Source organism: Paenibacillus tepidiphilus (assembly GCF_008635795.1).
Lineage (GTDB): Bacteria > Bacillota > Bacilli > Paenibacillales > Paenibacillaceae > Paenibacillus_AQ > Paenibacillus_AQ tepidiphilus.
Genome location: NZ_VWRQ01000023.1, coordinates 106861 through 130539, shown reverse-complemented (window position 1 = coordinate 130539; position 23679 = coordinate 106861). Strand labels below are relative to the sequence as shown.

General features: G+C 53.7%; 17 protein-coding genes. 7 read left to right on the top strand and 10 right to left on the bottom strand.

Features of this window, described 5'->3' with window-relative positions; all coding sequences use genetic code 11:
- Nucleotides 1-916: 916 nt before the first annotated feature.
- From F1379_RS24405 to F1379_RS24395, 3 genes are all read right to left on the bottom strand, one after another.
- A complete protein-coding gene (locus F1379_RS24405; protein WP_150274941.1) occupies nt 917-2188 on the bottom strand; it encodes a serine hydrolase domain-containing protein in 1272 nt (423 codons plus the stop codon).
- Nucleotides 2189-2320: 132 nt separating this feature from the next.
- On the bottom strand, nt 2321-4480 hold the full coding sequence (gene gnpA, locus F1379_RS24400; protein ID WP_150274939.1) for a 1,3-beta-galactosyl-N-acetylhexosamine phosphorylase: 2160 nt from the start codon (nt 4478-4480) through the stop codon (nt 2321-2323).
- Nucleotides 4477-5511 (bottom strand): glycoside hydrolase family 88/105 protein, encoded by a 1035-nt coding sequence (locus F1379_RS24395; RefSeq protein WP_150274936.1) that lies wholly within the window; start codon nt 5509-5511, stop codon nt 4477-4479. The genes gnpA and F1379_RS24395 overlap by 4 nt, the downstream gene beginning before the upstream one ends.
- A gap of 224 nt (nt 5512-5735) precedes the next feature.
- Here F1379_RS24395 and F1379_RS24390 point away from each other — a divergent pair, with 224 nt between their 5' ends.
- A complete protein-coding gene (locus F1379_RS24390) occupies nt 5736-6683 on the top strand; it encodes an AraC family transcriptional regulator (RefSeq protein ID WP_150274934.1) in 948 nt (315 codons plus the stop codon).
- 53 nt (nt 6684-6736) lie between these two features.
- Here the strand turns inward: F1379_RS24390 and F1379_RS24385 are convergent, their stop codons facing one another.
- Nucleotides 6737-7477, bottom strand: coding sequence for a class I SAM-dependent methyltransferase (locus F1379_RS24385; RefSeq protein WP_150274932.1), 741 nt, complete (start codon nt 7475-7477; stop codon nt 6737-6739).
- A 262-nt stretch (nt 7478-7739) separates the two neighbouring features.
- On the opposite strand from F1379_RS24385, the gene F1379_RS24380 reads away from it, so the two are divergent.
- Entirely contained in the window at nt 7740-8354 is a 615-nt protein-coding gene (locus F1379_RS24380; protein WP_150274929.1) for a hypothetical protein, read from the top strand.
- Nucleotides 8355-8374: 20 nt separating this feature from the next.
- Complete coding sequence (locus F1379_RS24375) at nt 8375-8947, top strand: PIN domain-containing protein (protein ID WP_150274927.1); 573 nt, start codon at nt 8375-8377, stop codon at nt 8945-8947.
- Nucleotides 8948-9044: 97 nt separating this feature from the next.
- On the opposite strand, the gene F1379_RS24370 is transcribed toward F1379_RS24375, so the two are convergent.
- Entirely contained in the window at nt 9045-9431 is a 387-nt protein-coding gene (locus tag F1379_RS24370) for a VOC family protein (protein ID WP_150274925.1), read from the bottom strand.
- Between the two features lie 219 nt (nt 9432-9650).
- On the opposite strand from F1379_RS24370, the gene F1379_RS24365 reads away from it, so the two are divergent.
- On the top strand, nt 9651-11564 hold the full coding sequence (locus tag F1379_RS24365; RefSeq protein WP_150274923.1) for a DCC1-like thiol-disulfide oxidoreductase family protein: 1914 nt from the start codon (nt 9651-9653) through the stop codon (nt 11562-11564).
- Nucleotides 11565-11655: 91 nt separating this feature from the next.
- On the opposite strand, the gene F1379_RS24360 is transcribed toward F1379_RS24365, so the two are convergent.
- A complete protein-coding gene (locus F1379_RS24360) occupies nt 11656-12153 on the bottom strand; it encodes a DUF2798 domain-containing protein (protein ID WP_150274921.1) in 498 nt (165 codons plus the stop codon).
- 262 nt (nt 12154-12415) lie between these two features.
- On the opposite strand from F1379_RS24360, the gene F1379_RS24355 reads away from it, so the two are divergent.
- Nucleotides 12416-13387: a bile acid:sodium symporter family protein gene (locus F1379_RS24355; RefSeq protein ID WP_150274919.1), complete on the top strand. Its 972-nt coding sequence runs from the start codon at nt 12416-12418 to the stop codon at nt 13385-13387.
- Between the two features lie 88 nt (nt 13388-13475).
- On the opposite strand, the gene F1379_RS24350 is transcribed toward F1379_RS24355, so the two are convergent.
- From F1379_RS24350 to F1379_RS24340, 3 genes are all read right to left on the bottom strand, one after another.
- Nucleotides 13476-14702, bottom strand: coding sequence for an RtcB family protein (locus F1379_RS24350; protein WP_150274917.1), 1227 nt, complete (start codon nt 14700-14702; stop codon nt 13476-13478).
- Nucleotides 14703-14759: 57 nt separating this feature from the next.
- Complete coding sequence (locus F1379_RS24345; protein WP_150274914.1) at nt 14760-15560, bottom strand: nucleotidyltransferase domain-containing protein; 801 nt, start codon at nt 15558-15560, stop codon at nt 14760-14762.
- Nucleotides 15561-16024: 464 nt separating this feature from the next.
- The gene (locus F1379_RS24340; protein WP_162551274.1) at nt 16025-18343 is read right to left on the bottom strand and encodes a glycoside hydrolase family 2 TIM barrel-domain containing protein; all 2319 of its coding nucleotides are present in this window, start codon (nt 18341-18343) and stop codon (nt 16025-16027) included.
- 201 nt (nt 18344-18544) lie between these two features.
- On the opposite strand from F1379_RS24340, the gene F1379_RS24335 reads away from it, so the two are divergent.
- A complete protein-coding gene (locus tag F1379_RS24335) occupies nt 18545-19858 on the top strand; it encodes a helix-turn-helix transcriptional regulator (protein ID WP_150274910.1) in 1314 nt (437 codons plus the stop codon).
- Nucleotides 19845-20669, top strand: a complete 825-nt coding sequence (locus F1379_RS24330) for a WYL domain-containing protein (protein WP_150274908.1) — start codon at nt 19845-19847, stop codon at nt 20667-20669. Before F1379_RS24335 ends, F1379_RS24330 begins: the two co-directional genes overlap by 14 nt.
- Before the next feature lie 424 nt (nt 20670-21093).
- On the opposite strand, the gene F1379_RS24325 is transcribed toward F1379_RS24330, so the two are convergent.
- Nucleotides 21094-23679 (bottom strand): metallophosphoesterase, encoded by a 2586-nt coding sequence (locus tag F1379_RS24325; protein ID WP_150274906.1) that lies wholly within the window; start codon nt 23677-23679, stop codon nt 21094-21096.

Below are 23679 nucleotides of genomic sequence, written 5' to 3'. Positions count from 1 at the left end.
TGCGCAGGCATCCTAGCTACGCGGGGGCTTGGCCCCTCCCGCGACCGGACTTTCACCGGCTAGAGATTGCGTGCTTAGCTGGGCACGCTGCTTCCGAAGTGGCTTTCTCTGAAAGCCTTTACCGGATGAATACCGCTATTGGCTGTATTATTCGCTGGCAGCTAGTTCTGTATAGTTATGATGAACGATAGGCAGCCCTGTTCGCAGACTGCAGTTGGAAAATCGCCACTTAATTTGACCTATATTGAGGATAATCACAGACTTAGTTGGATATCCGCCACTTAATATGGGTGGAAAATAGTGATCTCATCAATTTCGACCATATTAAGTGGCGATAATCGAATTAGATTGCTGAAATCCGTAATACAGGCCGAAATAGTGTGCGAAAATCGAACTAATTGCAGTGAACGTTGAGTTTGGCTTGAGGATTAGCATGGCTTGGCGCTGACTATCGCGGAGCTTGGATATCCGGCCGCTATCCGCCCGGCATTTCTTATTTGATTTACTTTTCAGCGTGAAAACCGTGCATCCGTTATCAGCTTTCGTGCGGAAAGCTATTAGGCGGACGCCGGAACCGCAACTAGCGGTATAAATCAAGAGATTTGCGGGCGGGCAGCGGACGGAAGTCCACATGTTCTCTTGAGTCACGGTTAATCCCAACAAAAAATCTTTAGTTCAATCTATCTAGCTTTGCTCACTTACCTCAAAAAGAAATAGACCGCCCTGGACAAAGGACTCGGTCTATTTCATGAGGCTAACCTTTTAAGCTTACCGCCCTTAAAAGCGGCTATTGCACGGGGAGTCGTGTTAGCGCACGACTCTCTTTGCAGTTTACGTGTTTCTGCGCTCATTATAACACAGCAAATGACACAGCAAATGTAAAAAAGTACATATTCCTTGTCTCTGTTTCCTCCGCCTACTCTATCTTTTGATACAGAACATAATTGAACCGCATCGCCTCGCCCGCAAACTCAATACAATCGTCTCCCCCTGTAAAAAACAACCCGGATGAGTGGTAGACCAGTCGTTGACCATTGCAATATAGACTGCCGTTCCGCGGAAACACGGCCAAACGATGCGAACCTCCATTATACTGGGCCTCGTATAAGCCTACATACTTCTCATAATCACCGGACAATGGCTCACAGTCTTCCTTGCCGGCATCCTTCATCTCCAGCAGATCATTCCATAGGTTCCGGCAAACCAGTAGCTGAACAGCGGGATGGGCCACCGAGTTGGTCAAAGCTACCGCACCAAGTCCTTCTTCCGGCAATAGATCCTGAGTCGCCAGGAATCCAAAGCCGCCGCCATTATGATTGAGCAAGAGCCTCCGCTGCAGCATCTCCGCTCCCAGCCCCAACTGGTACTGCCACTCTTCAGAAGCAGTATGGCCGGTATACATTTTCCGCAAATTCACACTGTCGATGATTTGCTGTCCTTCATAAAAGCCGTCGTTTAAAAAGCACCTTACAAACTTCGCCATATCCTCCGCACATGCGAACATCCCTCCCGCACCAATCATTGATATCGGGAATTTAGCCAGCGCTTGTTGGTCATGGCCCACCGCGCTGTCATAATCCAGAAGGAATTGCTGCTGGTGATATGTACTGCGGTTCATTTCCAATGGCGTAAACACGTTCTGCTGCATATAGTCTTCAAAAGGCATGTCCATGATTTCCTGGAGAGCATATGCGACGAGATCAATCCCCAGATTGGAATAGGAATAGGATTCGTCTGGTTTAAAACGCAGATAGGTCTCATTAATACTGGCGATATGCTCTGCAAAAGGTCCGTAGGCAAAGTTGTTTCCGATAGGCGCCTCATGCCCAAGCCCGGAACGGTGGGATAAGAGCTGCCGGAATGTAATGTGTCCGGAATAGTCGTTGCCATCCTTATGCTTGACCGAGAACGCCGGAATGTACCGTTTCAGCGGATCATCCAGCGCCACTTTGCCGGCCGCTGCGGCCAGCATAAATCCGAATGCCGTATAGGTTTTGGAGATGGACTGGATACTGAACACAGTCTCTGAAGTGACCGGTGTCCGCTTAGTCGTGTCTGTATATCCATACGCCCCCGAAAAAATGCTCCCCTTCCTGTCGACTACCGAGATGGCAAAGCCGGGGATGCGGTGCTCCCTCATAAGCAAAGGGATAGCGGTTGTAAGCTGTTCAAAATATCGTTCAAACATCTTCGCTCTCACCTGGCTCCTTCCTTCTTCCAATAAAACAAACCTACCACCTGCAAAAGGCGATAGGTTTGTTGTCGGTTACTCTCATGTTCGCAGACTAAACTAACTGTAGCATCTGCTGCCATTCGGCCATTAGCCAATATTTCGGATCATCGTATCAAACGGCTCCAGCTCAAAGGTCTGTGGGCCGGCTTCCGTCTCGATAACGGCCGTTTGCGGCTGGTCGCTGTTGTTGATAGCCACGAGGATCTTGCTCTCCGGATAATAGGCGCACTCGGTATAGAGATTGTCTGTCAGGTACTTGGCATCGTTCAGCTCATGGCCCGCGAAGCGGATCAGGTTCAGCAGCAGGCGGGTGTTCTCCAGGCTGAATTCGAAGGAAGACAGGTAAATTCCCTGGCCTTTGCCGAACTCATGCGTGGACAGTGTAACCTGGCCGCCGGCGTCCTGCACGACATTCGCGGTTCCGTCGGTCAGATAGATACCCGCTTTCGGAGCGATAGTCGCCCCGGCAGGAATCAATCCTTGCGTATCCTCTGCCTGGAAGCTCCATCTGCCATGGCTGACCCGTGCGCCGGTATCTTCATCCACACCAAGGACATGCGCCATACGGAAGTAGTTGTCATAGCCTTCAACTGCCGAAGGCTGGTTAACGCCGATGTACGTACCGCCCTCATAGACCCACTTGGTCAGCACATCCACCACTTTATGGTCGTTCCAGTGCTTCCCGCCGCTCCAGGCCGTACCGGCTGAACCGGCATTGATCACGACATCGACGTCGGCGAGTGCGCCTTGGGCAACATCCTCGAAGCTAATAAACTTCACTTCTACCGGCAGGCCGGACAGCGCTTCGTTGATATGGATCAGATCCTGCGCCAGGGTCTCATGGAAATGGCCGGACAGCGTCCAGGAACGCAGCTTGCCCCAGCTGTGCAGCACAGCTACCTTCGTCTTGATCTGATACGGCTTGCCTGCATGGTGCAGGCCCTTGATCTCGCGGAACTCATCGGCAATCTTCTCGATGTAATCTACGAAATCCGGGTACGGCTCAACGAGGTGCAGATATCCGCCCAGGCCGATCCGGTCGATCGGCTCACGCAGCAGGGCGCGCCGGATGTTGATCCAGTAATTCTTGGCGTCCAGCGTCGGGTTGCCGCCTTCCATGAAGGTCGGCGCTCCGCCCAGACCTACCGGGAACAGGTATGGATGCAGCCGGATCTCATGTGTATCGACCTTGACGCCGGAGCAGAGTCTGGCCTCATAGCCGGAGAACACGCATTTGATCATGCCGTCGAAGCCGAACTCCTCGAAGCGGTCGTTGTAAGGCTCCATGCCGACCCAGCTGTCGTCGTAGAAGACATACGCGAGCTTGCCGTGATTGTGGACGATATCAATCAGCTTTCGGCCGAATTCAATGACGAAATCGTTGATGAATGCCATCCAGTCCAGCTTCCGCTGCTCGGCAGGGATGTGGCTGACCCGGTATTTGCCCCCGTTCACGAAATCCTCGGCAGTCAGGGAGTAACCGTATTTACCGGCGAACCGGTCGAGCGCCCGGGCGCTGACGGTGAAGTCATAGGAGCCCCAATCGGTGAACAGATGCCGATTGCGCTCATTGCTGCCCCAGATCCAGGCAAAGTTGTAAAACAGGGAAGTAAAGCGCACGACCGTCGTTTCCTTATGCTGAACGCACCAGTTCTCCATCCACTCCAGCAAATAGCTCTGGGTATCCTCATACATCGGGTCAATCTGCATCAGATGCTCTTTGGTCCAGTTGTTCGTGGTATGATTGTACATCGAAATTTCTTCCCAGATCCGGTAAGCCAGGAAGCTCACGGTATACTTGTGCCATGGGATGATGCCGGTAATCACGACATTGCCCGACTCACGGTCATAGTTCCACTGCTCTCTCGGCACTTCGGTTCCGGTCGTCCGGTCATACACCTGCCAGTACTTAAATGCTTCCTTGGAGTCATTCACCCGGAACTGCTCGGCAAAAAAGTCTTCCATCACGTAGATGGACAGGTAGTCCTGTACAGCCACCTTCGGATGGGTAATCAGAAACGTCTGCTGCAGTTTATCTTGATTGCGGCCTGCCCATTCATTATGGTCGCGGATGATGCAAATCGTGGAATAGATATCATAGCCTGCATTGATGATTTCATCGGATAACTGGGTGCCGTCACTGTCGCGGATGACGTCCGCGCCCCATCTGTCCGCCAGCTCCAGCGTCAATTGCTCGTAACCGGATTCTCCCGGCAAAGTAAAGCTTCCTTTGGTCTTCTGATTCATTGGCGCTCCCCCTGACTCACGAGATCGGACAGAAACGCCAAGGCTAAGCCCTGTCCCCAGCCCTGGGTCCATTCCTTCGGAATATTACGGTAGCCTTCTCTGTCCTTCATAACCGCTGTACCTCCCGAAACATTCAATACGCGGCCGTCTTCGCTGATATTCTTCAGCACGCCTTCCAGCGCCTTCTGTACATATTTGGTATGCAGCGGATTGCCGTTGTTGACCATCGCCGCTGCGATTCCGCAGGATGCGGACACTTCCTCATAGGATTCCTCGTCATCCAGCACCGTGCGCCACAGCCCGTTCTCAGTCTGAACATACTTAAGCGCAGCCAACTGATCGCGCAGCGCACACTCTACGTCCATACACTGCGGGTACAGGTACCAGTCCTTGAGCAGCGGCTTCACTTGGGACATGGTATAGGCTCCCCAAGCATTCGCTCTGCCCCAGAACAATCCCGACATATGGTCCTGCTTGACGTTGTTGTAGCCGTGGTACCAGAAGCCGGTCGCCGGGTCCTGCAGGTATTTGATATGCCAGTAGTACTGATTCAGCGCATCGTTGATGAGCTCCTGATCGTTCAGCTTGCTGCCGACCCGCAGCAGGAAGAAGGCGGCCATGAAGAGCGTATCCGCCCAGGCCTGCTCCGGAAAATCATTGGCAACCGACACGGTATGCTGGAGCACATGGTCTCCGAAGCGCAGTGCGTGATTCCGCAGATAGTCGACCTTGCTCATGGCGATATCCCAATATTTCTGCTCGCCGGTTTCTTCGTACAGCGTAAGCAGCATATGTCCCATAGCGCAGGTGTTTACGGTCCAATGCGGCAGACCCAGCTCGATATATTCATCCGCCCATTTGCGGAGCATGTCCAGATATTCTTTGTTTCCGGTTGTCTTGTAGGCGCGTGACACGCCATAATAGGCGACGCCGCAAGGCCAGTCCCATGTTAAATCCATCGTCATGGTCTTTCTGACGACTTTGTCAATGACCGCTACCAGTTCTTCCTTGTTATACTCTACGTTCAGCATCCCGTTCTCCTCCCGCCCATGCTCCCAAGAGTGTTTGGGAGTTGGCCGTTACTTTTGTATGCAAGCGCTTAACATTTTCTATTCTAAAGCCCATTATAGTCATAATCAAAGCATATTCGCAGCAAAACTGTGCAAAATCGACTATTTAATATGGTTGTCACAGGTTGTAGCCGTCTGCCGGTTCGCCTATAATCTACACAAACGGATAGAAGGAAGTATGCCTAATGGCCAGAGCCAAAAAGCCCGTCATCGAATACCGCCACTACAGCCTGCCGATTCATTTCCCCGTTCTGCTGCTCAGCGGCGAACGCTGGAGGATTTCCGATATCAAGAGCGAGCATCTGCATTTTCATAATCACCTGGAGATCGGCATTTGCCATAGCGACAGCGGCTTTATGCAGATTGAGGGAGAAACGCTGCCGTTTCAGGCCGGGGATGTCACCTGCCTCCCCCGCTATCTTCCGCACACCACATACAGCTCGCCGGAGGAGGCCAGTCTGTGGTCGTATATCTTTTTTTCGCCGGAGGAGCTGTTTCAGCAGTCGTTTGGAGGTGCCTACAGTAATGTGGAGCCCCGCCTGCCCGCAGTGAAAGGCACTAGCTGTATTCTCAGCCGGGACAAGCATCCCAAGATCTATCTGCTCGCAACCGCCGTAGTCAATGAACTGAAGGAGCAGCAGCCCTATTATCAGGAAAGCGCCTATGGACTGCTGTTGTCGCTGTATATCGAGCTTCTGAGGGTATACTCCGGTAATGAGCCGGTTGCCGGGGAACAGGAGGCAGAATATCCGCTCAAGAATACGTTAGCCATCTCGCCCGCCCTTGAGGTGATCACCCAGCATTACATGTCGCCGCTGACCATTGATGAGCTGGCCGGCCTGTGCCACTTAAGCACCACCCATTTCCGCCGTAAATTCCACGAGATTATGGGTACGGCACCGCTCGATTTTCTCAACAGCACACGCATTGAAGAGGCCTGCAAGCTGCTGAAGAGCACCGAAGATACCATTCTCTCCATCTCCGAGCAGGTGGGCTTTCATTCCATCTCCAGCTTTAACCGCTGCTTCGCCAAGCTGATCGGCGAGTCGCCCAAGGAATGGCGCAAAGGCGCGCTGCAATCCGCCTCCCAGTCGGCCAAGGCCTCAATCCTGGAGTTCACGGGGTGGGTGTAGCTCCTGTCCAATGTGCACAAAAGAGGGACTGCCCGCAGGCAATCCCTCTTTCGTTATTCCTTGACCGCGCTCACCATAATTTCGATCTCGTCCAGCGCGATATTTTCCCGTCTCCAGTTGCCTGCCGTGCCGCCCCAGATGTGCTCTACCGCAAGGCCTGCCTCCGAGAACATCCGCATCAGCTCGAACGGAAGATATCTGCGCTCCTTCACTTCGACCAGCTTCTTGCCCTCCGGCAGCTCCCAGACATCCAGATAATGCTCTACCATTGTTACCGGGTTGAACCTGCCGGACTCGACATCCTCCTGGGTAAGATTGCGCAGCCGCGTATAGGCATTTAAAGTGGTGAGGAGAAAACGGCCCCCGGGCTTCAGCGAATGTGAGATCTGCCGCAGAATCGCCATGTCATGCGCAATCGGCTCCTCGTCCCGGCCAACGAGACCAAACGCCCCTTCGCACAGGCAGATGACTGCGTCAAAGGCTGCTGCCGCTGAATATTTTACCGCATCGCATTGAATCCACTCGACCTGAACCTGGGCTAACGCTGCGGCCTTCCGGGCTTCCTCCAGCATTCCCGCCGATAAATCGACCCCGGTCATCCTGTAGCCCCGTTTCGCCAGCTCAATGGAATGGCGCCCTGTCCCGCAGCCGATATCCAGAATGCTTCCGCCCGGCGCAAGCCCTAATTCCTCCAGAACAAAATCAACTTCATTCAGCGTATTCTTCGTAAATCCGTTATTCATGTAATGAGGTGCATGCTGATCAAAAAAAGCTTCCCACTGGTTAACTCCCATCGTTATACCTCCGTGTTAGACGAACCACGAAAGCGCATAAATCCACTTGCTCATGAATCCGGCTTCCGGGCTCAAATAATTAGTAATACCTCTTGATTACTGCTGCGGAGACTTTTCATACCATCTCTCCCTTTCGCTTGTTATTTCCAGCATAAGATCAAATTCCATTATTTTCAAGGAATTCTTTAATTAAAGCTATGTTTTCCCTGGTATCGCCAGGCTCTCTACGATGGCTGCCCTTTTTCAAGGGACAATGTTTAAAATGATTAAAATTGTATATAATATAAAAATAGTTCGAAAGGTTCCATTAGTTCCTTTAGTTCCGTTTAAATATGTGTTAGCATGGGAGGTGAGGAGGTTGGTTGATATGACTAGAGTTCTTGATTTTGTCACTCTACCACAAACTGCTGAGCGTCGGCTGCACAGTGATGCTGAAGTTACACTTGCAAAGATTAGGCTAATTCAAAAAGCACTAAGGATTCAGGAAGCTCAAATTTCTATGACGCTTTCTGAAATTGACCTTAAAGCGGTCGAAGAATCAGTTGAATCTATACCCGTGACAATGGAGGTGGTTGAGTCTTTTATATCCGAAGTATCTAATGTGCCCGAATTTCTGTCTGTACGGGACGTTAGTAAGCTTACCGGTCGAGTTCCACAGGTTATACGTCGTCACTGCGCAAATGGAAAGTATGATGCAGAACAAGTTACAGGCGAAAACGGTACTTGGAGAATTAAATCTGAACAGTTCATGCACCTGTCAACCTGGGATTCGTTCCTGAAGGAGCGCAAAAGTGAAATTGAAAATTCAAAAAGAATAGTGGACCATGCTACGGCACTTTGGGACGGTGAAGGTCCAGTAGACATTGGTCCCAACTAAGGGAGGGAGCCAACGGATAAATGTCAGTTTATTTACCGGATACAAATCTGTTTCGTTATCTGGACAATAAAGATATGGAGTCCTACAAAAAAGCAGCACAAGCATTCTTTTCACAAGCACAGAAGGAACAAGCAGAAGGAACATCCATTATTTTGCTGAGTGAAGAAGTGAAATGCGAACTGGAAGTCCAAATGCATACCCTGAAAGACAGGGAAAAACGAAGTATCCAAGGCATGCTCGGGCAAACCGTCAGCGCGAACTTATCGGTTCAGCTCGAGCATGACCTTCGGAAATTCAGTAATTACATACGTTCCCCCAGATTTGAAGGAGTCTTCAAAATCCCCGAGTACAAAATCGACTACCTACGAACTTCTGATGCACGGATTCTTGTAGATGCCTATGTTAATGACGCAGTGCTGGTGACTGCAAACATTAAGGATTTCATAACTTATTCACTTTTCTGTGAACCAGGAGAACAAAAAATGTACGACTTCCTGAACCAACAGTACGTAGAAGTGTCTCGGGAAGCAAGAACAGCTATTGCAGCAGATCCCTTTTTCCTCTCTATCCAGAATCAACTCGAAAATTTATAACCTTAATTTAGAATAAAAAGATGGACTCTCGATTAAGTTGCAGGAGCCTTTCTCAGCTGATGTATATTTCAATAAAAGTGCAACAATCGCCCCTCTGCTACACCGCCGCACAAATCTCGATCAGGTTTCCCTCAGGATCGGAAACAAAGCTTGTCCGCAGCCCGTAGTCTTCTGTCTTCGGCGGGAATACCGGGACCGCTCCTCCGGCCACTACCCGGGCGTACTCGACATCTACCTCAGAGGGGTGATCCACACCGAAAGTGACCTGGGTCATCCCATTGATACCCTGTATGTAAGAGAATTTCTTGTCAGGGTCCATCAGGGTCCGCTCACAAATGTTAAAGAACATTCCGTTGTCCAGCTGTACACCCGTGAATGCCCCGCCATCCCATTTCAGATCCAGACCGATGACCTCCCGGTAGAATTTGACCATAACTTCCATATTATCGGCAAACACGCCGAACGCTCCAAACTTCAATGTCATAACAGCAGCCTCCTATATTCTTCAGATAACGTATCGCTGGACCGTTTCTTCTATTAACATATCCTCTTCTGACTTATCAACTTCATGAGTATTCGGCTCCATTGCCCCCTCCAATTCTTTCCTTTTATTCAACCATAACACAGCCTGTCGTTGTTTGTCCGGCGGTCAATCGGTTAATGAAGAGAAAACAACCCAAGAACAGCTCAAGGAGGTAATGCGATGTGGAAATGGGTGAAGGCGAAGCTATATGACCGCAAGGAGCCGGCTTTCCCGCTGGCGTTGTTCCGGATCGGCTTCGCGCTTGTATTTATACTTGAAGTGCTGCAAATGATCATCTTCAGGGATTTGATTTTTCAGCAGGACAGCCTGGCTGCTGAGGCCCCGGCATTCTTATCTGTATTGTTCGCGCTGTGGCTGATAGCGCTGGTACTGCTGCTCATTGGCGCACTGACCCGGCCCGCAGCCATCGTCAATTATGCAATCAGCGTATACATTCTGGGGTTCGTCGCCGTAAATGAAGCGAACAACTGGCAGGTGGATTCGTTGTTTCTGACAGGCTCCTTCCTGCTCCTATTCATGCCTGTGTCTGTCTGTGTATCGGTGGAGAGCCTTATGGAGCGCCGCCGCCAGGCCCGTGTCCGTGTCCGTAAGCTGCCCCGGCCGCAGGCCCGGTTCCTTCATACGGCGTATCTGATTTTGCTGATCGGATTATTCTATCTGGATTCCATGTTCTACAAGCTTTCTTCCTCCATGTACCTGACGGGTCTCGGGTTATGGGCCCCGGCCTCGCTCCCTTTTACAACGTTTTATGATGTATCCTGGCTGATTGACCACCACTGGCTGGTGCTGATCCTAGGCTACTCCCTGCTGCTTTATGAACTGCTGTATGTCTTTCTGGTATGGTTCAAGCCGCTGCGGGTATGGCTGAGTATCGGAGGGGTGCTCCTGCATGCCGGTGTCCTGCTGGTATTTCCGATTCCGGTCATGAGTCTCTTGGTCACTGTCATTCATCTGGCGGTCATACCGGAAAGCGCCTACCGCAAGCTGTATGACAGGCTCCTTGCGGCGAAGCGCAAACAGCTGAGCGTTTATTACGACCGGCTTTGTCCGCTGTGCCGCCAGACGGTCGGCATCCTGTCCGCCCTTGATATCCGCAAGGCGATCGAATGGAAAGCGCTGCAGGATTACGCGGCAGAGGAGAAGCTGCTGTGCGGCATCCCGGAGGTGGAGCTGCTGCATGATATCTACGCTGTGGAGAAAGGGACGAAGCTGCATAAAGGCGTGGACACGTATGCCGCCGTCCTGCGGGCAATGGGCTGGACCTATCCGGCGGGACTGCTGCTTGGCCTGCCGCCATTCCACGGCATTGCTGCCCGCATTTACGGCAAGGTGGCGGCCAAACGCAAGCGGGAGGGCGGCTGCACCGACAGCACCTGCGGCATCGGCATTGCCGCGCCGCCGGAGCGGCCCGCCTCTGTGCTGGCCGGAAAGTTCTGGCCTGCCGGGACGTTCCTGCTGCTGTGGGGGATTTCCTTTGTCGTTCTCTCCTTCGGAACGCCGTTCTACGGGAAGTATATAACCGGCGAAGACAGCCGGACTACGGCTGCTCTAAGAGATACGGCCGCAGTATATAAGCGGATCACATATCCGGTGCTGGGCTGGAGCAATCATGGGGTGTACACGGAAACCCATTTTGAGAATTATGTGTTCCAGACACGGCTCGTGTATGTTAGCGGCGACTCCGCAACTGCGCTGCCGGTCATGGACGGCAGCGGCTTTTCCCGGGCATACATGATCGGCCGCCAGTGGGATAACTGGGCTTATGCCACGGCCCATCCTGAGCTTCCGTTCGATCAGGCCAGCCGCAGCATGCTGGATTACGCCGCTTTCTGGGCGGCGCGCAGCGGGGTGGATCTTACATCCGGCAGCGGCAGCATTGAGATCCAGCGCAAGCCGCTCAAGGTGTCGATGGATGAATTCCGCCGAGGCCTACTGAAAGAGAACATGACTCAGCCGTGGACCCGGGTCGGTGAGATTACGGCAAACGGTGGGGAACTGCAGATCGCGCTAGATAGCGGGGCTGCCGAGGGAGTGCAAGCGACTTGGAGAGAAGCCGTCGAAGGCGCCGGCTAACCGGCCTATAAACAAACAACCGGGCTGGGACAAGGGAAACTTCCCTCGTCCTGGCCCGGTTGTTATTTTGCCTGCTTCATATTTAATAGCGTTACATACTCACTGTCTTACGCGCCTGGCGGGCATGCAGCTTCTTCATGGCATACCTGGCAATCGGCTGGGCGATCAATACCTCCACCCAAAAGGCGATAAAGAAGTTGCGCGGCCAGTCATAGAAGAATTTGCGGACCGGCTCCAGGCTGATCTCCCGCATCCCGATCCAGGACCCGATTACGGTCAGGAGGACAGAAAGAATGGTAACACTGAAGAGGATCGTGAACAGGACTCTGGCATTGAAGCCGTCGGTAGGCATGGTAAACTTGTGCACAAGTCGGCTGACGATGGGGTTCGCGACAAGGGTGACCAGCAGGATCACGCAAATCCAGACGAACGGAATCGCCTGCAGGGTGTCAAGATAGACTTCCCGGCTGAACCCGAATTTGAAGCCCATAATCAGCGGTGCGATCAGGTTGACGGAAAGAATGGATATAATCGCCAGAAATATAACGAATTCTTTGCCGTTCCGCGGTAATCTTGTTTCTTCATGCATAAGTGACCATCTCCATTTGAAAGTAATTTCAGATGGTAGACGTATCTTAAGAGACATATATTTTTGACCTGTACCGAAGGGTAGCACAGCCAATATCTCTACACACTGATTTGTCGATCATAGCACATATTTAAAATAAATTTCAAAGGCTGATGCCCGGTACAATTTCGTGACAGAAGCGTAAAGTGTGCTCTATGAAAGGTTGTCCCGCCGGTCAATAGATGTATAATGGTAGGAACTCATTCGAAAAGGAAGTCATGATATGCTTCTCGCTTTGAACCGTAAGCTAAATCGCATGATGCCGCTTATTACTCCGGTCAGCGTCCTGATTGGCGTGCTCTGCGGAACTGCGTTATCTCCGTACACCTTCTTGTCGCCATGGCTGTTTGCGTTTATGACGTTTGCCGGAAGCATCAGCCTGGGATTCAAGGATTTCTTGAATGTTCTCAAAAGACCCCTGCCACTGTTCGCCTGTATCTTTGTCCTGCATATTGCGATGCCGCTGGTTGCCTTCGGGTTCGGAAATGTGCTCTACTCCGGAGACCAATACACGATTACCGGGCTGGTGCTTGCCGCAGTAATTCCTACAGGCGTCAGCAGCTTCATTTGGGTCAGTATCTATAAAGGTAATACCGCGCTGACCCTGTCCATTATTCTGATTGATACGCTGCTGGCTCCTTTTGCTGTTCCCGGCGTATTGTCGGTGCTGATTGGAACGAGCGTGAAGCTGGATGTCTGGGCGATGATGGGCAGCCTCTTCTGGATGATCGTTGTGCCCTCCCTGCTCGGCATGGTGCTCAATGAATGGAGTAAGGGCGCGGTGGCTCCCCGCTGGAGTCCCAGATTGAATCCGTTCTCCAAGCTGTTCATGGCCATCGTCATTATGATTAACGGCTCTGTCATTTCGCCTTATCTGGCCGATATCGACCTGCAGCTGGTGCTGCTTGCCGTCGTGATCGTGCTGCTCGCCTCGACCGGCTATGCCATTTGCTTCCTCATCGCGAAGCTGCTGCGCTGGAACGAGGCGGACGAGGTCGCCCTGGTCTTCAACGGCGGCATGCGCAATATCAGCGCCGGCGCGGTGCTTGCCGTATCGTATTTCCCGCCGCCGGTAGCCGTTCCGGTCGTGCTGGGCATGGTGTTCCAGCAGCTGCTGGCTTCACTTGTAGGCTTCCTGCTCAGCACCCGCACAAAGCTGAGAGTGGCCGGCGGCAACAATTCAACAGCGGCATAAAACGCTAGAATAGGCTGCGGGGCCTTAGCCAAAGACCTGAACAGGTCCTTGCTAAGGCCCCGCTTCTTGGGGGATGGCCGTATGCTTATTAATCCTTATACGGATCAAATTCATCTGCACCGGCCATGCAGACGCCAATCGGCTTCAGCACATGCATGACCTCAATGGTTCCGGCATGAGCTTCCAGCACTCCCTGGAGCTTCCGGTAGACGAACGGGCTCTCGTCCGTTCCCGCGCCGCGCAGCTCTACACCGTAGTCCGATACGGCTGTGCGCATCTGCTCTGCAGTGATCGCGCCGCCGCTGCGGGTGCGGGTCTTCCAGTTCATTTTGCCCGCAGCCTGGGTGCGGCTCATCACTCGTCCGGCACCGTGAACGGTGCTGTAGTAAGCGTCCCGGTTCTCGGCACTGTCCTTCCCTCTGACGATCACAGAGATATCCCCCATGCTCCCGCCGATAAATCCGATCTGGCCCGGCGCGGATGGAGTCGCTCCCTTGCGCACCACGACCACTTCCCGGCCGTTATGGTTCTCCTTCCAGGCATAGTTATGGTGGTTATGCACCTCCAGCTCAGCGGTGGTTCCCAGAATCTTCAGCACCTGCCGCATCACTTCGTCTCTTCCCGCATAGGCGTAGCGTCCGGCCAGCTTCATCGCCCGGTAATACATCTCGCCAAGCTCACTGCTGAGGTCCAGCAGAACCGGCGGCTGGTCCATCTTCTCGCCCGGCGCATTTGCCATAAATGCTCTGCCCGCCGCCAGATTGATGAACCCGCTGGCCGTCTTATGCCCGAAGCCTCTGCTGCCGAAATGATTGGCCACCCATAAGGCCCCGGTCTCCGCTTCCTCGAACAGGTCCACAAAATGGTTGCCGCTGCCAACCGTCCCGAGCTGATTGCGGGCCAGCAGCTTCAGCTTGTCGTGCTCCTGCATCCCTACAGCCTTGTAGACATCCCAATCCGGATCATCGAACAGTTCATGATCGACCTTCTCATTGTTGATCCGTCCGACTCCGAAGGAGATTCGGCGGGCGATTTGATCCATGATCTGCGGCAGTCTCGGCTTGATATCCTTCGCGGCCAGGCCCGTGCGGACCGCCTTGTTGCCGCAGGCAATATCATAGCCGACGCCGGAAGGCGAGATTTGTCCATCATACACGACCACGCCGCCGATGGGCTGGCTGTATCCTTTATGGTGATCCGCCATGAGCAGTGTCTGTACGACATTGCCGTAGGACGAGCATACTTCCGCCTGAACCAGAGCTCCCTCGTCAGGCTTGCCCCAGACACGTACATTGTTGATATTTTGATAAGCCATTATGATTCAGTTCCCCTTACGCTCATAAATTTGGTGCTGTCCCGGTCCGCAATCCGCTTAATGTCCCACCCGGTCCTGTGCCCATATTTCCCGTAGTACCGTGCGAAACAGCCTATCCAGCCGTTCACTTTGATCTCCATCCCCTGCCGGAACCGCTGCAGCCGCCTGTTCATAATACTCAAGCCGCTCCTCCAAAAAATCGTTAATGACCTGAATCCTCGGTTCATTGTCCATCTCCTCGCCTGCCCGCTTGCGGACCAGCAGCTCGTCTATGCTTGCCTTCAGCTTGCTGCCCGCAGGCACAAGGTCACCGGCAAGCCGGTCAAACTCCATCGGCGGCATGCTGCCATGCTTCGCAATCCATTCACAGGCCAGAATCGGCCGCAGCACGTAGAAGTATTTCTTGATCCGCACGCGCTCACCCTGCAAGTATTGCCGGTAGTTGCCCTTCGCCATATGCAGATAGTGATATAGGCAGGACCTGGGTGAGAAGGTCAGCGGCGAGAGGCTGCGGATCTGCTCTGCCGCGCTATGGTTCTCCCGGTAAACAATCGGCGATTGCAGCCACTCCAGCAGCGGCGGGTTCGACTTGCGGAACAGCCGCAGCGCTTTGCGCAGGTCCCAGCCGTTAATATCCAGCATATTATTAATCGGGCGCTCGATGACATCCCGCTTATCTTCAATGGACAGGTACCACTCCACCGGACGGACATAGATGAATCGAACATCATAATCACTGTCCTGCGAGGGAAAGCCCCAGGCCCGGCTGCCGGATTCACAGGCATAGATAATTCGCATCTGCTCTTCCCGTTCAATCCGGCTTAACTCCTCTAAGATTTGTTGATGGATTTCTGTCATACCATATCCTCCTTCTCCCGCTCTGCTCCCGGTACGCTCCAGGCTTTTTCTCAAGCGAACCTTTCATTTCTGACCAAATTATTGCATCTTTAAACCTCCACGAACAGGGTGGATGTATTACAAACCTTCTATGCAAGCAAAAAAGAGCTGTTCCAAAAGCCACGGACTGGCTGCTTTGGGACAACTCCTCTAGGGTTGATGCTTTGGAACAACTCTTCTAGAGTTGATGCTGACGAATCTGCTCCGGGGGTGAATCCGCAGTACTCTCACGTTAACGGACCGAGGAGCCGCTATTTCGAAGTTATGGGCGAATAAGCCGCCGTAACGGACTATAGCGCATCCATAAAGCCAAGGCACTTTCGGCCATGGGTTTGTTTCTACGGCACATGCGTCACGATCCACCCGCCGGGCGGATTCCACCGGCATACCCCCCATCAACCCGCCGCCCGGCCGGGCTCCGCCTTCTACTCTATAAACAATTCATTGCCTTCCAGCCCGTCTGACTGCACAGTAACCACTACCCGGCCGCTGAATCGCACAATGGCCTGGGCCAGTCCGTTGAAGGCACGGCGCACACGGCTATGGGCAAGCGTATGATCCGACGGGTCGCCGTTACTGGTGCCGAGCAGCTCAACCTCCCCTTCCAGCATAAATGAAAGCTCATTGCCCGCATCCGGTACCCTCCGGCCCTGATCATCCTGCACTTCCGCCTTAATGACCGCGATCTGATTCTCAGCAAAATCAAGGCTTAACACTACCCGGTACGGAGAACCCGTCGTACTGATGACAGTCTCCTTAAGCAGAACACCGTCCCGATACCCTCTGGCCCGCAGTTCTCCCGGTTCATAGGCAACCTGCTCCCATTCCAGATAGTCATCCGTCTCCATCTTCTTAATGCACAGGCTTCTTCCATTCACAGCCAGCTCAACTTCGTCGAAGTTTGCGAAGACATGCACATCCTTCAGCTCACCCGGCTGGCCATCCCAGTGCGGAAAGACATGCAGCACCTCTTCATCCGTCCACCAGGCTTTATAGTAATAATAGAAGTCCTTGGGATAGCCGCAGAGATCCATAATGCCAAATTGGGAGCTGGTCGCCGGCCAGGCATACGGGCTCGGCTCACCGTAATAATCAAAGCCTGTCCAGAGAAAAAGCCCGCTCATATACGGAGGCTTGGCAGCACGCCACTGCCGGGCACCCTTCATGTATGAACTCTCCGTCTTGTCGGTGACCGCCAGATGCCCCTTCTCCGCCTCTGTGGTGTAGCAGCCTCTTGTGGATTTAAACGTGCCCTGCTCCGTGCAGATCATCGGCTGTTCCAGATACCGCTCATGGTATTCCTGCCACCGGTGATCCTGGTAGTTGAACCCGGCGATATCGAGCTGCTCGGAGATGCCGGCAATGTCGGAGATGTCTTCAATCGGGCGTTTGTTGGCCAGATCCCACATCAGGAGGCCCATCGTCACCGGCCGGGTAGGATCGAGCTTCCGGATCAGCTCCATCATCGTGCCGGCAATTCTGGCGCCCTGCGGTGTGGTCTGCGACTGCGCTTCCTCGTTGCCGATGGAATACATGATGACGGAAGGGTGGTTCCGGTCACGCTTCACCATGAATTCAAGCTGCGCAAGATCCTCCTTGGCGCTGGAGAGCAGCCGGGTCTCGTCCATCACAAGCATCCCCAGCCGGTCACAGACGTCCAGCAGCTCCGGCGTAGGCGGATAATGCGAGGTCCGGTAGGCATTGCAGCCCATTTCCTTCAGCTTCCGGATACGGAAAGTGTATATTTCATCCGGCAGTGCCGTGCCCAGCCCGCCATGATTCTGGTGGGCGCAGACGCCTTTGATTTTGACACTTTTGCCGTTAAGGAAGAAGCCCTCATCCCCCGTAAACTTAATCTCCCGGATGCCGAAGCCGGTGGTATATTCATCCGTCAGCTCATCACCGCTATAGGCCCTGCAGACAGCCTTATACATATGCGGATTATCCAAATCCCATAGCGATACACCGGACAAAAGCACCTCCTGTTCCGCGCACTCCCCCGAGAGCTCCGTCTCCATCGCTCCCACACTGTCACCGTCCGGATTGATAATCTCCGTAACCAGCCGAATCCGGGCGGACTGCCCATTGTCCAGCTCCGTCTTTACCTTAATCCTGGCCGAAAGCTGATACGGATCGACCTCGCACGCTACGAATACATGCTCAATATGTGCCGGAGCGGTCTTCAGCAAATAAGTGTGCCTGTAAATACCGCCGCCCTCGTAGAACCAGCCTTCTGCACCTCTGGCGTCCGCCCGCACGGAAATCACGTTATCGCCGCCGTAATTGACGAAGTCGGTGATATCACAGTGGATGCCGGTGTAGCCGCTTAAATGCTTTTGCACAAAAAAGTTATTTACGAAGATCGAGCTGTCCCTGTAGACGCCGTCAAAAATAAAAACAAGCTTCTTCCCCTTGTCCTCCTCAGGAATGTAAAAGCGCTTACGATACCACCCGACATTCTTCACCAAAGAGCCGGCGGTGGTATGCATGTTGTTCACACTCTGCATCTCGGGTATGGCATTGTCCTTATCGTCAAATTCTTTGACCATGTAGGGCTGAGGCTCCCCTTCAATGACAAAATCATGGGGCACGCTCACCTCTCTCCACGCGCTGTCATCAAACCCGAAGCTTTCCGGCCCCTGGTTCCAGGACCCTGATTTTCCCCAGGCCCAGCGGTTTCTCGGCTCTGTGAAATCCCCCAGGTGGAATTTCCAGCCTTTGTCCATTGATATTGTCTCACGCATTTGATGCCCCTCCTGTATGTTCAGGCCCTCTCCGTTAACGGATGCCATCAGGCCGTAATATACTTAAAATGATAAAATTCATACAACCTTTCTTCAAGATAACGATATTCCGAATCCTATTAAAATATTAAGATCACTGTTGCAGCAAAGCCGCCCCTGCTACAATGAAAAGAAGGCACTACACCGAACGGAGGATCAGCAATGGCCAAGGAAAGCTTCGATAAAGAAATCCAGTTTCTGCGCATGCTTGTCTTAACCAGCGGTGCCTTCAGCAGGCAGCAGTTCGCCGAGCGGCTCGGCATCTCCGTCCACACCTTCGACAAGACGCTGCGGCGGCTGAAGGAAGTGGCCGGCTCCCTGCATCCGCAGGATGCGCAGGAGCCGGGCAAGGAGCTGGCGGACTCCATCCGCTTCAGCTACTATGACTCCGCCGATCCGCTGCTGCTGTTTCTGTTCCGCGCCAAATCCGTCAAGGAAACGGAAAGCCAGCGCATCTCACTCCTGCTGGGCGCCCTGAACGGGCAAGCACTGACAGCGATGGAGCTGCTGGATCTGTGCTGCGCAGGCCTGCCCGCAGGGCTCGCACTGCCCGACGAGAAGACCATCCGCTCCGATCTGAAATACCTGGAGGTGGTCGGGGTGATCCGGCGGGAGCCGGGGCCCCGGCCCTACCGGTACCGCATTCAGGACGATCTGGTGCGCAGCCTGTCGGATGAAGAGCTGATGGATTTATATGACTTCGTCGATGTGATGGCGAATACGCAGATCCCTTCTGTCCAGGGCTATCTGCTCCGGGACGGCCTCAAGAAGCAGCTCATGCGGGGGACGGAAGCGAATTATGCCGCAGAGCCTTTCCTGTATAAATATCATTATCATTCACGGATTCTGGATGAGGCCCATCTGTTCACACTGCTGCACGCCATCCGCGGCCGCCGCCGGGTGCAGTTTCAGTATTTCTCCCCCAAATCAGAGAAAAGCTATGCCGCCAGGAATACCAATCCGTTGTTCGAGCGCAGCCCCGAGGGCAGGGCCGAGAAGACGCTCCCGCTCAAGATCGTCTACGATCATCAATATGGCAGATGGTATCTGCTGGCCCACGGCCGGGAGGGCATCCGTAAATACCGCACGGAGGGAATCACCCAGATTACCGAGGAGAACGAGGCGGCTGACGAACAGTGGTACGGACAGAAGCTGCAGGAGCTGGATGAGCGGCTGCGGTACAGCTGGCTGATCGACACCGGCAAGCCGGTCACGGTGCGCGCCCGCTTTTACAATCCGGAGGGCTCGGATTTCAACTTTGTGAAGGAACGGGTGCTGCTGCAGGGGCAGTGGGGGGAAATTGTCTATGAGGACGGACATTCATTTACATATGAGATAACGGTGAACGGAACCACGGAAATTAAGCCTTGGCTGCGGAGCTTCGGGTCCAGCTGCGAGGTGCTTGAGCCGGCCCGGCTGCGCCGCGAAATGATTGAGGAATGGAAGGAGATCAGGGCCTACTATGAATCTGTTTGAGAAAATCTTCAACCACCAGATCATCTCCCGGCTGGAGGACTCCGGCATCTTCACGGTCACCTCGCATGAACGGGCCTGGCTGAAGACGATGCTTGCCCATCCGGCAGCAGACGGAGCATTCACCCCGGGGACTCTGGCGAAGCTCCGCTCCATTCTGGAGTCCGACCAGGCCATGGATATCTCAGGCCACCTGATCGAGAAGGCCCGCAGCCGGGAGAAGCAGGTCTACCATCCGCTCCTCCGTCCGCTGCGCAGACTTATCCAGGACAAGAGCGGAATCCGCATCACCTACAGCATCAAAAGCGGGCGGGTGTATGCCAATCAGTACGGCCTGCCGTACAGACTGGAGTACTCTATGGTCAAGCGGGAGTGGTACTTGCTCTGGTACCATATCCGCCACCGGGTGTTTATGAGCACCAGACTGGCCAATATACAGTCCTTAGAATCGGAATATGTTAACCCCGCAGTGGCCGAGCGCATTCTCAAGAAGATCAGCTCCACACTCGATGCGCGCAAGGACGAGGTGACGCTTGAAATCGTCCGGAGGTACAACGAAGAATTGTCGCGCATCCTCTACGCCCTCTCCAGCTTCGAAAAGAAGGTGGAATATGACCAGAAGCAGGATCTCTACCGGATTAAGGTCTGTCTGATCGGCGATGAAATGGAATATCTGCTGTCCAAAATCCGATTTCTCGGCAAGCGGGTGCGGGTGACCGAAGGCGATTATCTGAAGCGGAGAATGCTGGAAGCATCGACGAAGGCGCTGGAGCGTTACGGGGCTTCGCCGGCGGATGAGGAGATGTCGTCGTAGAGCGGCAGTGCATAACCTGCGTCCGGCAGCTTGTAGCTATCTGAGGCGGTAACCAAAATAGATTAGGTGTATAGCTGCTACTTTGGTGCAGGCGAGCTGCTAGTTCGATTTCCGCCACTTATTTTCCGCGTAAAGTCCCATTTACCAGCAATAGTTTGATTTTGGCCACCTAATATGACGATACATCCTTCCAGACGTCAACTTCACTATGATTAAGTGGCGATTATCGAACTAGACTATCGTTAACCCGGACCAGTGGGCAATCTAAGTGGCGAAAAGCAAACTAATACCTCCACAGTGAAATCTAAGCGCTCTACTGGTCGTCCAATGAAGCCACGTCTAAAGGGTACATAGTTACAGTCAAAAAACTAGCCGTCCCCGGCAGCCCTTAGGCTCTGGTGACGGCTTCTTCGTGCAATACGGCTTATAGCCGCGGATCGATTTCCCGTTCCTTGGCCACCTCGAACAGCAGGTTCGCAGCAAAATCCGCATAGGCTTCGTGATCGGGGCTGATTTCCGCAAAGGGAACCGCCAGCATCTGCTGCCCCAGACGGTACTCGTTCAGCGAGGTCCGCAGCTTCGGCCGCACATTTTTTTGCTGCAGCAGCTTCCGGTACTTATGCGGGAATTTGTAATCATAGCCATAGATGATGGACAAATAATCCGGGTTCCGCACCTTCAGATATGGTACCGTCTCCCCGTCCCACCGCTCCGGCTTAAGGACGATGCCCTCCATATGCTTCTCCAGCGTCAGCTTGGCGAAATAACGCTCTGCTTGCTCCAGGGCATCCGGAGCGGACAGATCCAGCTTTACCGCCTCGTCCTCCGACAGGAAGGCGTACATCTCGGAGGTCACAGTATCCGGGATTTCCTCGCTCCCGTCTTCATAGACCTTTTTCAGAACCGCAAACGGTTTGTACTCCATCGTTCCCGCTTCAGCGTAGAGCTCTAGCTGCCGTTTGTAGGTCTGATGCGCCTGCAGGTGTGCGGCCAGCGGAACCACCCTCTCCCGGATATCCCCCATGTACTTATAGGTCTGGTACACACTAGGGCCATACTTATCGTTCAGAGCCGCCTTGGCCGTATGATGCTGGTCCTGCTCGAACCCGCTGGCCTCATATTCGGCGGCCAGCTTCGTGAAGGCGGACTCGAACCCATTATCTTGCAGGAAGTTAAGCTCGGTGTCGAGCGCCTGCTCAATCGGCTTGAACTGCCGTTCGATCAGCCCTTCGCCAAGCGCGGTCCACGGCAGCAGCTCCCCGTCCAGCAGGAGCATCGACAGCCCTTGCTCTGCCATGTATCCGCCGAATTTGTGCAGCAGCTTTCCGTAAATCTCCGTCAGCTCCAACTGCTTGATCTTGTAGCCGTTGCGGCTGACGGCAAAGCATTGCTCTACCTCCCGGTGCAAATAAACATTGCAGCGGGAGCCCATATATTTCGGCTGCAGCACGACCTCCTGCACGCCGCGCGACCGGAAGTAATCCAGGCCGCGGCTCAGCGACTCCAGCTCGTTCGTTCCCTCATTCTTGTCGGCGGGCGACATCGTACCGGAGATGAAGTTGATCCGGTGGCGGGAGCAGTAGCGGAGACGGCGGATATCTTCCTCGCCAAGATCTCCGACGGACACCTTGCGTTCCTTCTGGAAGAGAACCGGCAACGCCTCCGTAATTACTGCCTGTGCCGACTTGCGGGACTTCAGGAACGGCTTAAACGTGATGCTGACCGAGGTCAACTGGTTTCCATGAACGGCGCCGGTATCGATATGAATTTTGTTGCCGATGCGAAAGGCCTGCCCGGCCGCGATATGGCCGAATACATGATACGGATGGTTGCTGACCGCTTCCTCCCGCAGAAACGCCAGCTGCGCTTCGGCCTCCTGCTCCCGGTCCAGCCGGAACTGGCGCTGATGCCGGGCGGAATTCGCATCCAGCTTGCCGATGTACTTTTTCCGGCACGGGGCATGGGTAACATAGAAGGACGGCCCGTTTACTCCAGCATAACGATAGAACGGCTGTGCCAGAGACACCAGCTTGCGGAACTTCTCCAGCAGCTGCGCATCGTTCAAGAGTACTTGTGTGGAATCGAAGTAGGACTGCAGCAGCTTCTCCTCAACACCCTGAACCTCGCCCTGCATGTACTTATAGACAAAGTTCTCATGGTTCCCCATCACGAAATAGAAATGCTCCCGGTTGGCATAGAGGAACTCGATGATTTCCCGTGTCTGCTTGCCTTTATCAATCCAGTCCCCGACGAGCACAATTTTGCTGTGCTGCAGCTTATCGCCGGCAACGAGTCTGCCTTCCTGCAGCTTGTACCCGTAATCCAGCAGCAGACCCTTCAAGTCCTCCACACATTCGTGGACGTCGCCGACCATGATGTACTGGTGCTTGTGCGGCAGAACGGTCTGCAGATAAGCCGGCAAATCCTCAATGACGATACGGTAAGCCGGGTTCGCCTGCGCCTGCTCCGGGATATAGAAATCCTTCGCACGCACCTTATGCACCTTTACATAGCTCTCACGGGCCAGCGATCCGAGCACCTCTTTGCGCAGCCGGTTGACGTGGTTCGTAATCAGCCGCTTTGACCGTTCAGAGGCATAGTAGTCCTCCCGCTTGCGGTAATCGAAGACAATGGCTTCCAGGTTGTAGTTGTTCGCAGCCGCAATCTCCTTCACCTTTGCCCGGAAATCCTCCGCCAGCCCGGTCGTATCGACGACCACAAATTCCGCATTCACCGGAAAAGAAGTGACCGTCCGCAGCCGCTCAAACAGCATATGGAACGCCTGCTCGCTCGCCTCCAGCATCACATGGTCGTACTTATCGTATTCGTAGCCAAGAATCTCTTGGCGGATCTGGTCCGAAGAAAGGTATTGAATATTGGCCCGGATATTCCGCTCCTGGTCGGCAAACCGCAGGCCGGGAATCAGCACCTCCTTGGCGAAGGTGGTTTTACCGCATTCCGTCGAGCCGATCAGCATGAAGATGGTATGCAATTTCGTCTGAATCTCCAT

Excerpts from the sequence above, each read along its gene's own strand:
- F1379_RS24405 (WP_150274941.1), bottom strand. The coding sequence starts at position 2,188 with ATGTTTGAACGATATTTTGAACAGCTTACAACCGCTATCCCTTTGCTT.
- gnpA (WP_150274939.1), bottom strand. The coding sequence starts at position 4,480 with ATGAATCAGAAGACCAAAGGAAGCTTTACTTTGCCGGGAGAATCCGGT.
- F1379_RS24395 (WP_150274936.1), bottom strand. The coding sequence starts at position 5,511 with ATGCTGAACGTAGAGTATAACAAGGAAGAACTGGTAGCGGTCATTGAC.
- F1379_RS24390 (WP_150274934.1), top strand. The coding sequence starts at position 5,736 with ATGGCCAGAGCCAAAAAGCCCGTCATCGAATACCGCCACTACAGCCTG.
- F1379_RS24385 (WP_150274932.1), bottom strand. The coding sequence starts at position 7,477 with ATGGGAGTTAACCAGTGGGAAGCTTTTTTTGATCAGCATGCACCTCAT.
- F1379_RS24380 (WP_150274929.1), top strand. The coding sequence starts at position 7,740 with ATGATTAAAATTGTATATAATATAAAAATAGTTCGAAAGGTTCCATTA.
- F1379_RS24375 (WP_150274927.1), top strand. The coding sequence starts at position 8,375 with ATGTCAGTTTATTTACCGGATACAAATCTGTTTCGTTATCTGGACAAT.
- F1379_RS24370 (WP_150274925.1), bottom strand. The coding sequence starts at position 9,431 with ATGACATTGAAGTTTGGAGCGTTCGGCGTGTTTGCCGATAATATGGAA.
- F1379_RS24365 (WP_150274923.1), top strand. The coding sequence starts at position 9,651 with ATGTGGAAATGGGTGAAGGCGAAGCTATATGACCGCAAGGAGCCGGCT.
- F1379_RS24360 (WP_150274921.1), bottom strand. The coding sequence starts at position 12,153 with ATGCATGAAGAAACAAGATTACCGCGGAACGGCAAAGAATTCGTTATA.
- F1379_RS24355 (WP_150274919.1), top strand. The coding sequence starts at position 12,416 with ATGCTTCTCGCTTTGAACCGTAAGCTAAATCGCATGATGCCGCTTATT.
- F1379_RS24350 (WP_150274917.1), bottom strand. The coding sequence starts at position 14,702 with ATGGCTTATCAAAATATCAACAATGTACGTGTCTGGGGCAAGCCTGAC.
- F1379_RS24345 (WP_150274914.1), bottom strand. The coding sequence starts at position 15,560 with ATGACAGAAATCCATCAACAAATCTTAGAGGAGTTAAGCCGGATTGAA.
- F1379_RS24340 (WP_162551274.1), bottom strand. The coding sequence starts at position 18,343 with ATGCGTGAGACAATATCAATGGACAAAGGCTGGAAATTCCACCTGGGG.
- F1379_RS24335 (WP_150274910.1), top strand. The coding sequence starts at position 18,545 with ATGGCCAAGGAAAGCTTCGATAAAGAAATCCAGTTTCTGCGCATGCTT.
- F1379_RS24330 (WP_150274908.1), top strand. The coding sequence starts at position 19,845 with ATGAATCTGTTTGAGAAAATCTTCAACCACCAGATCATCTCCCGGCTG.
- F1379_RS24325 (WP_150274906.1), bottom strand. The coding sequence starts at position 23,679 with ATGGAGATTCAGACGAAATTGCATACCATCTTCATGCTGATCGGCTCG.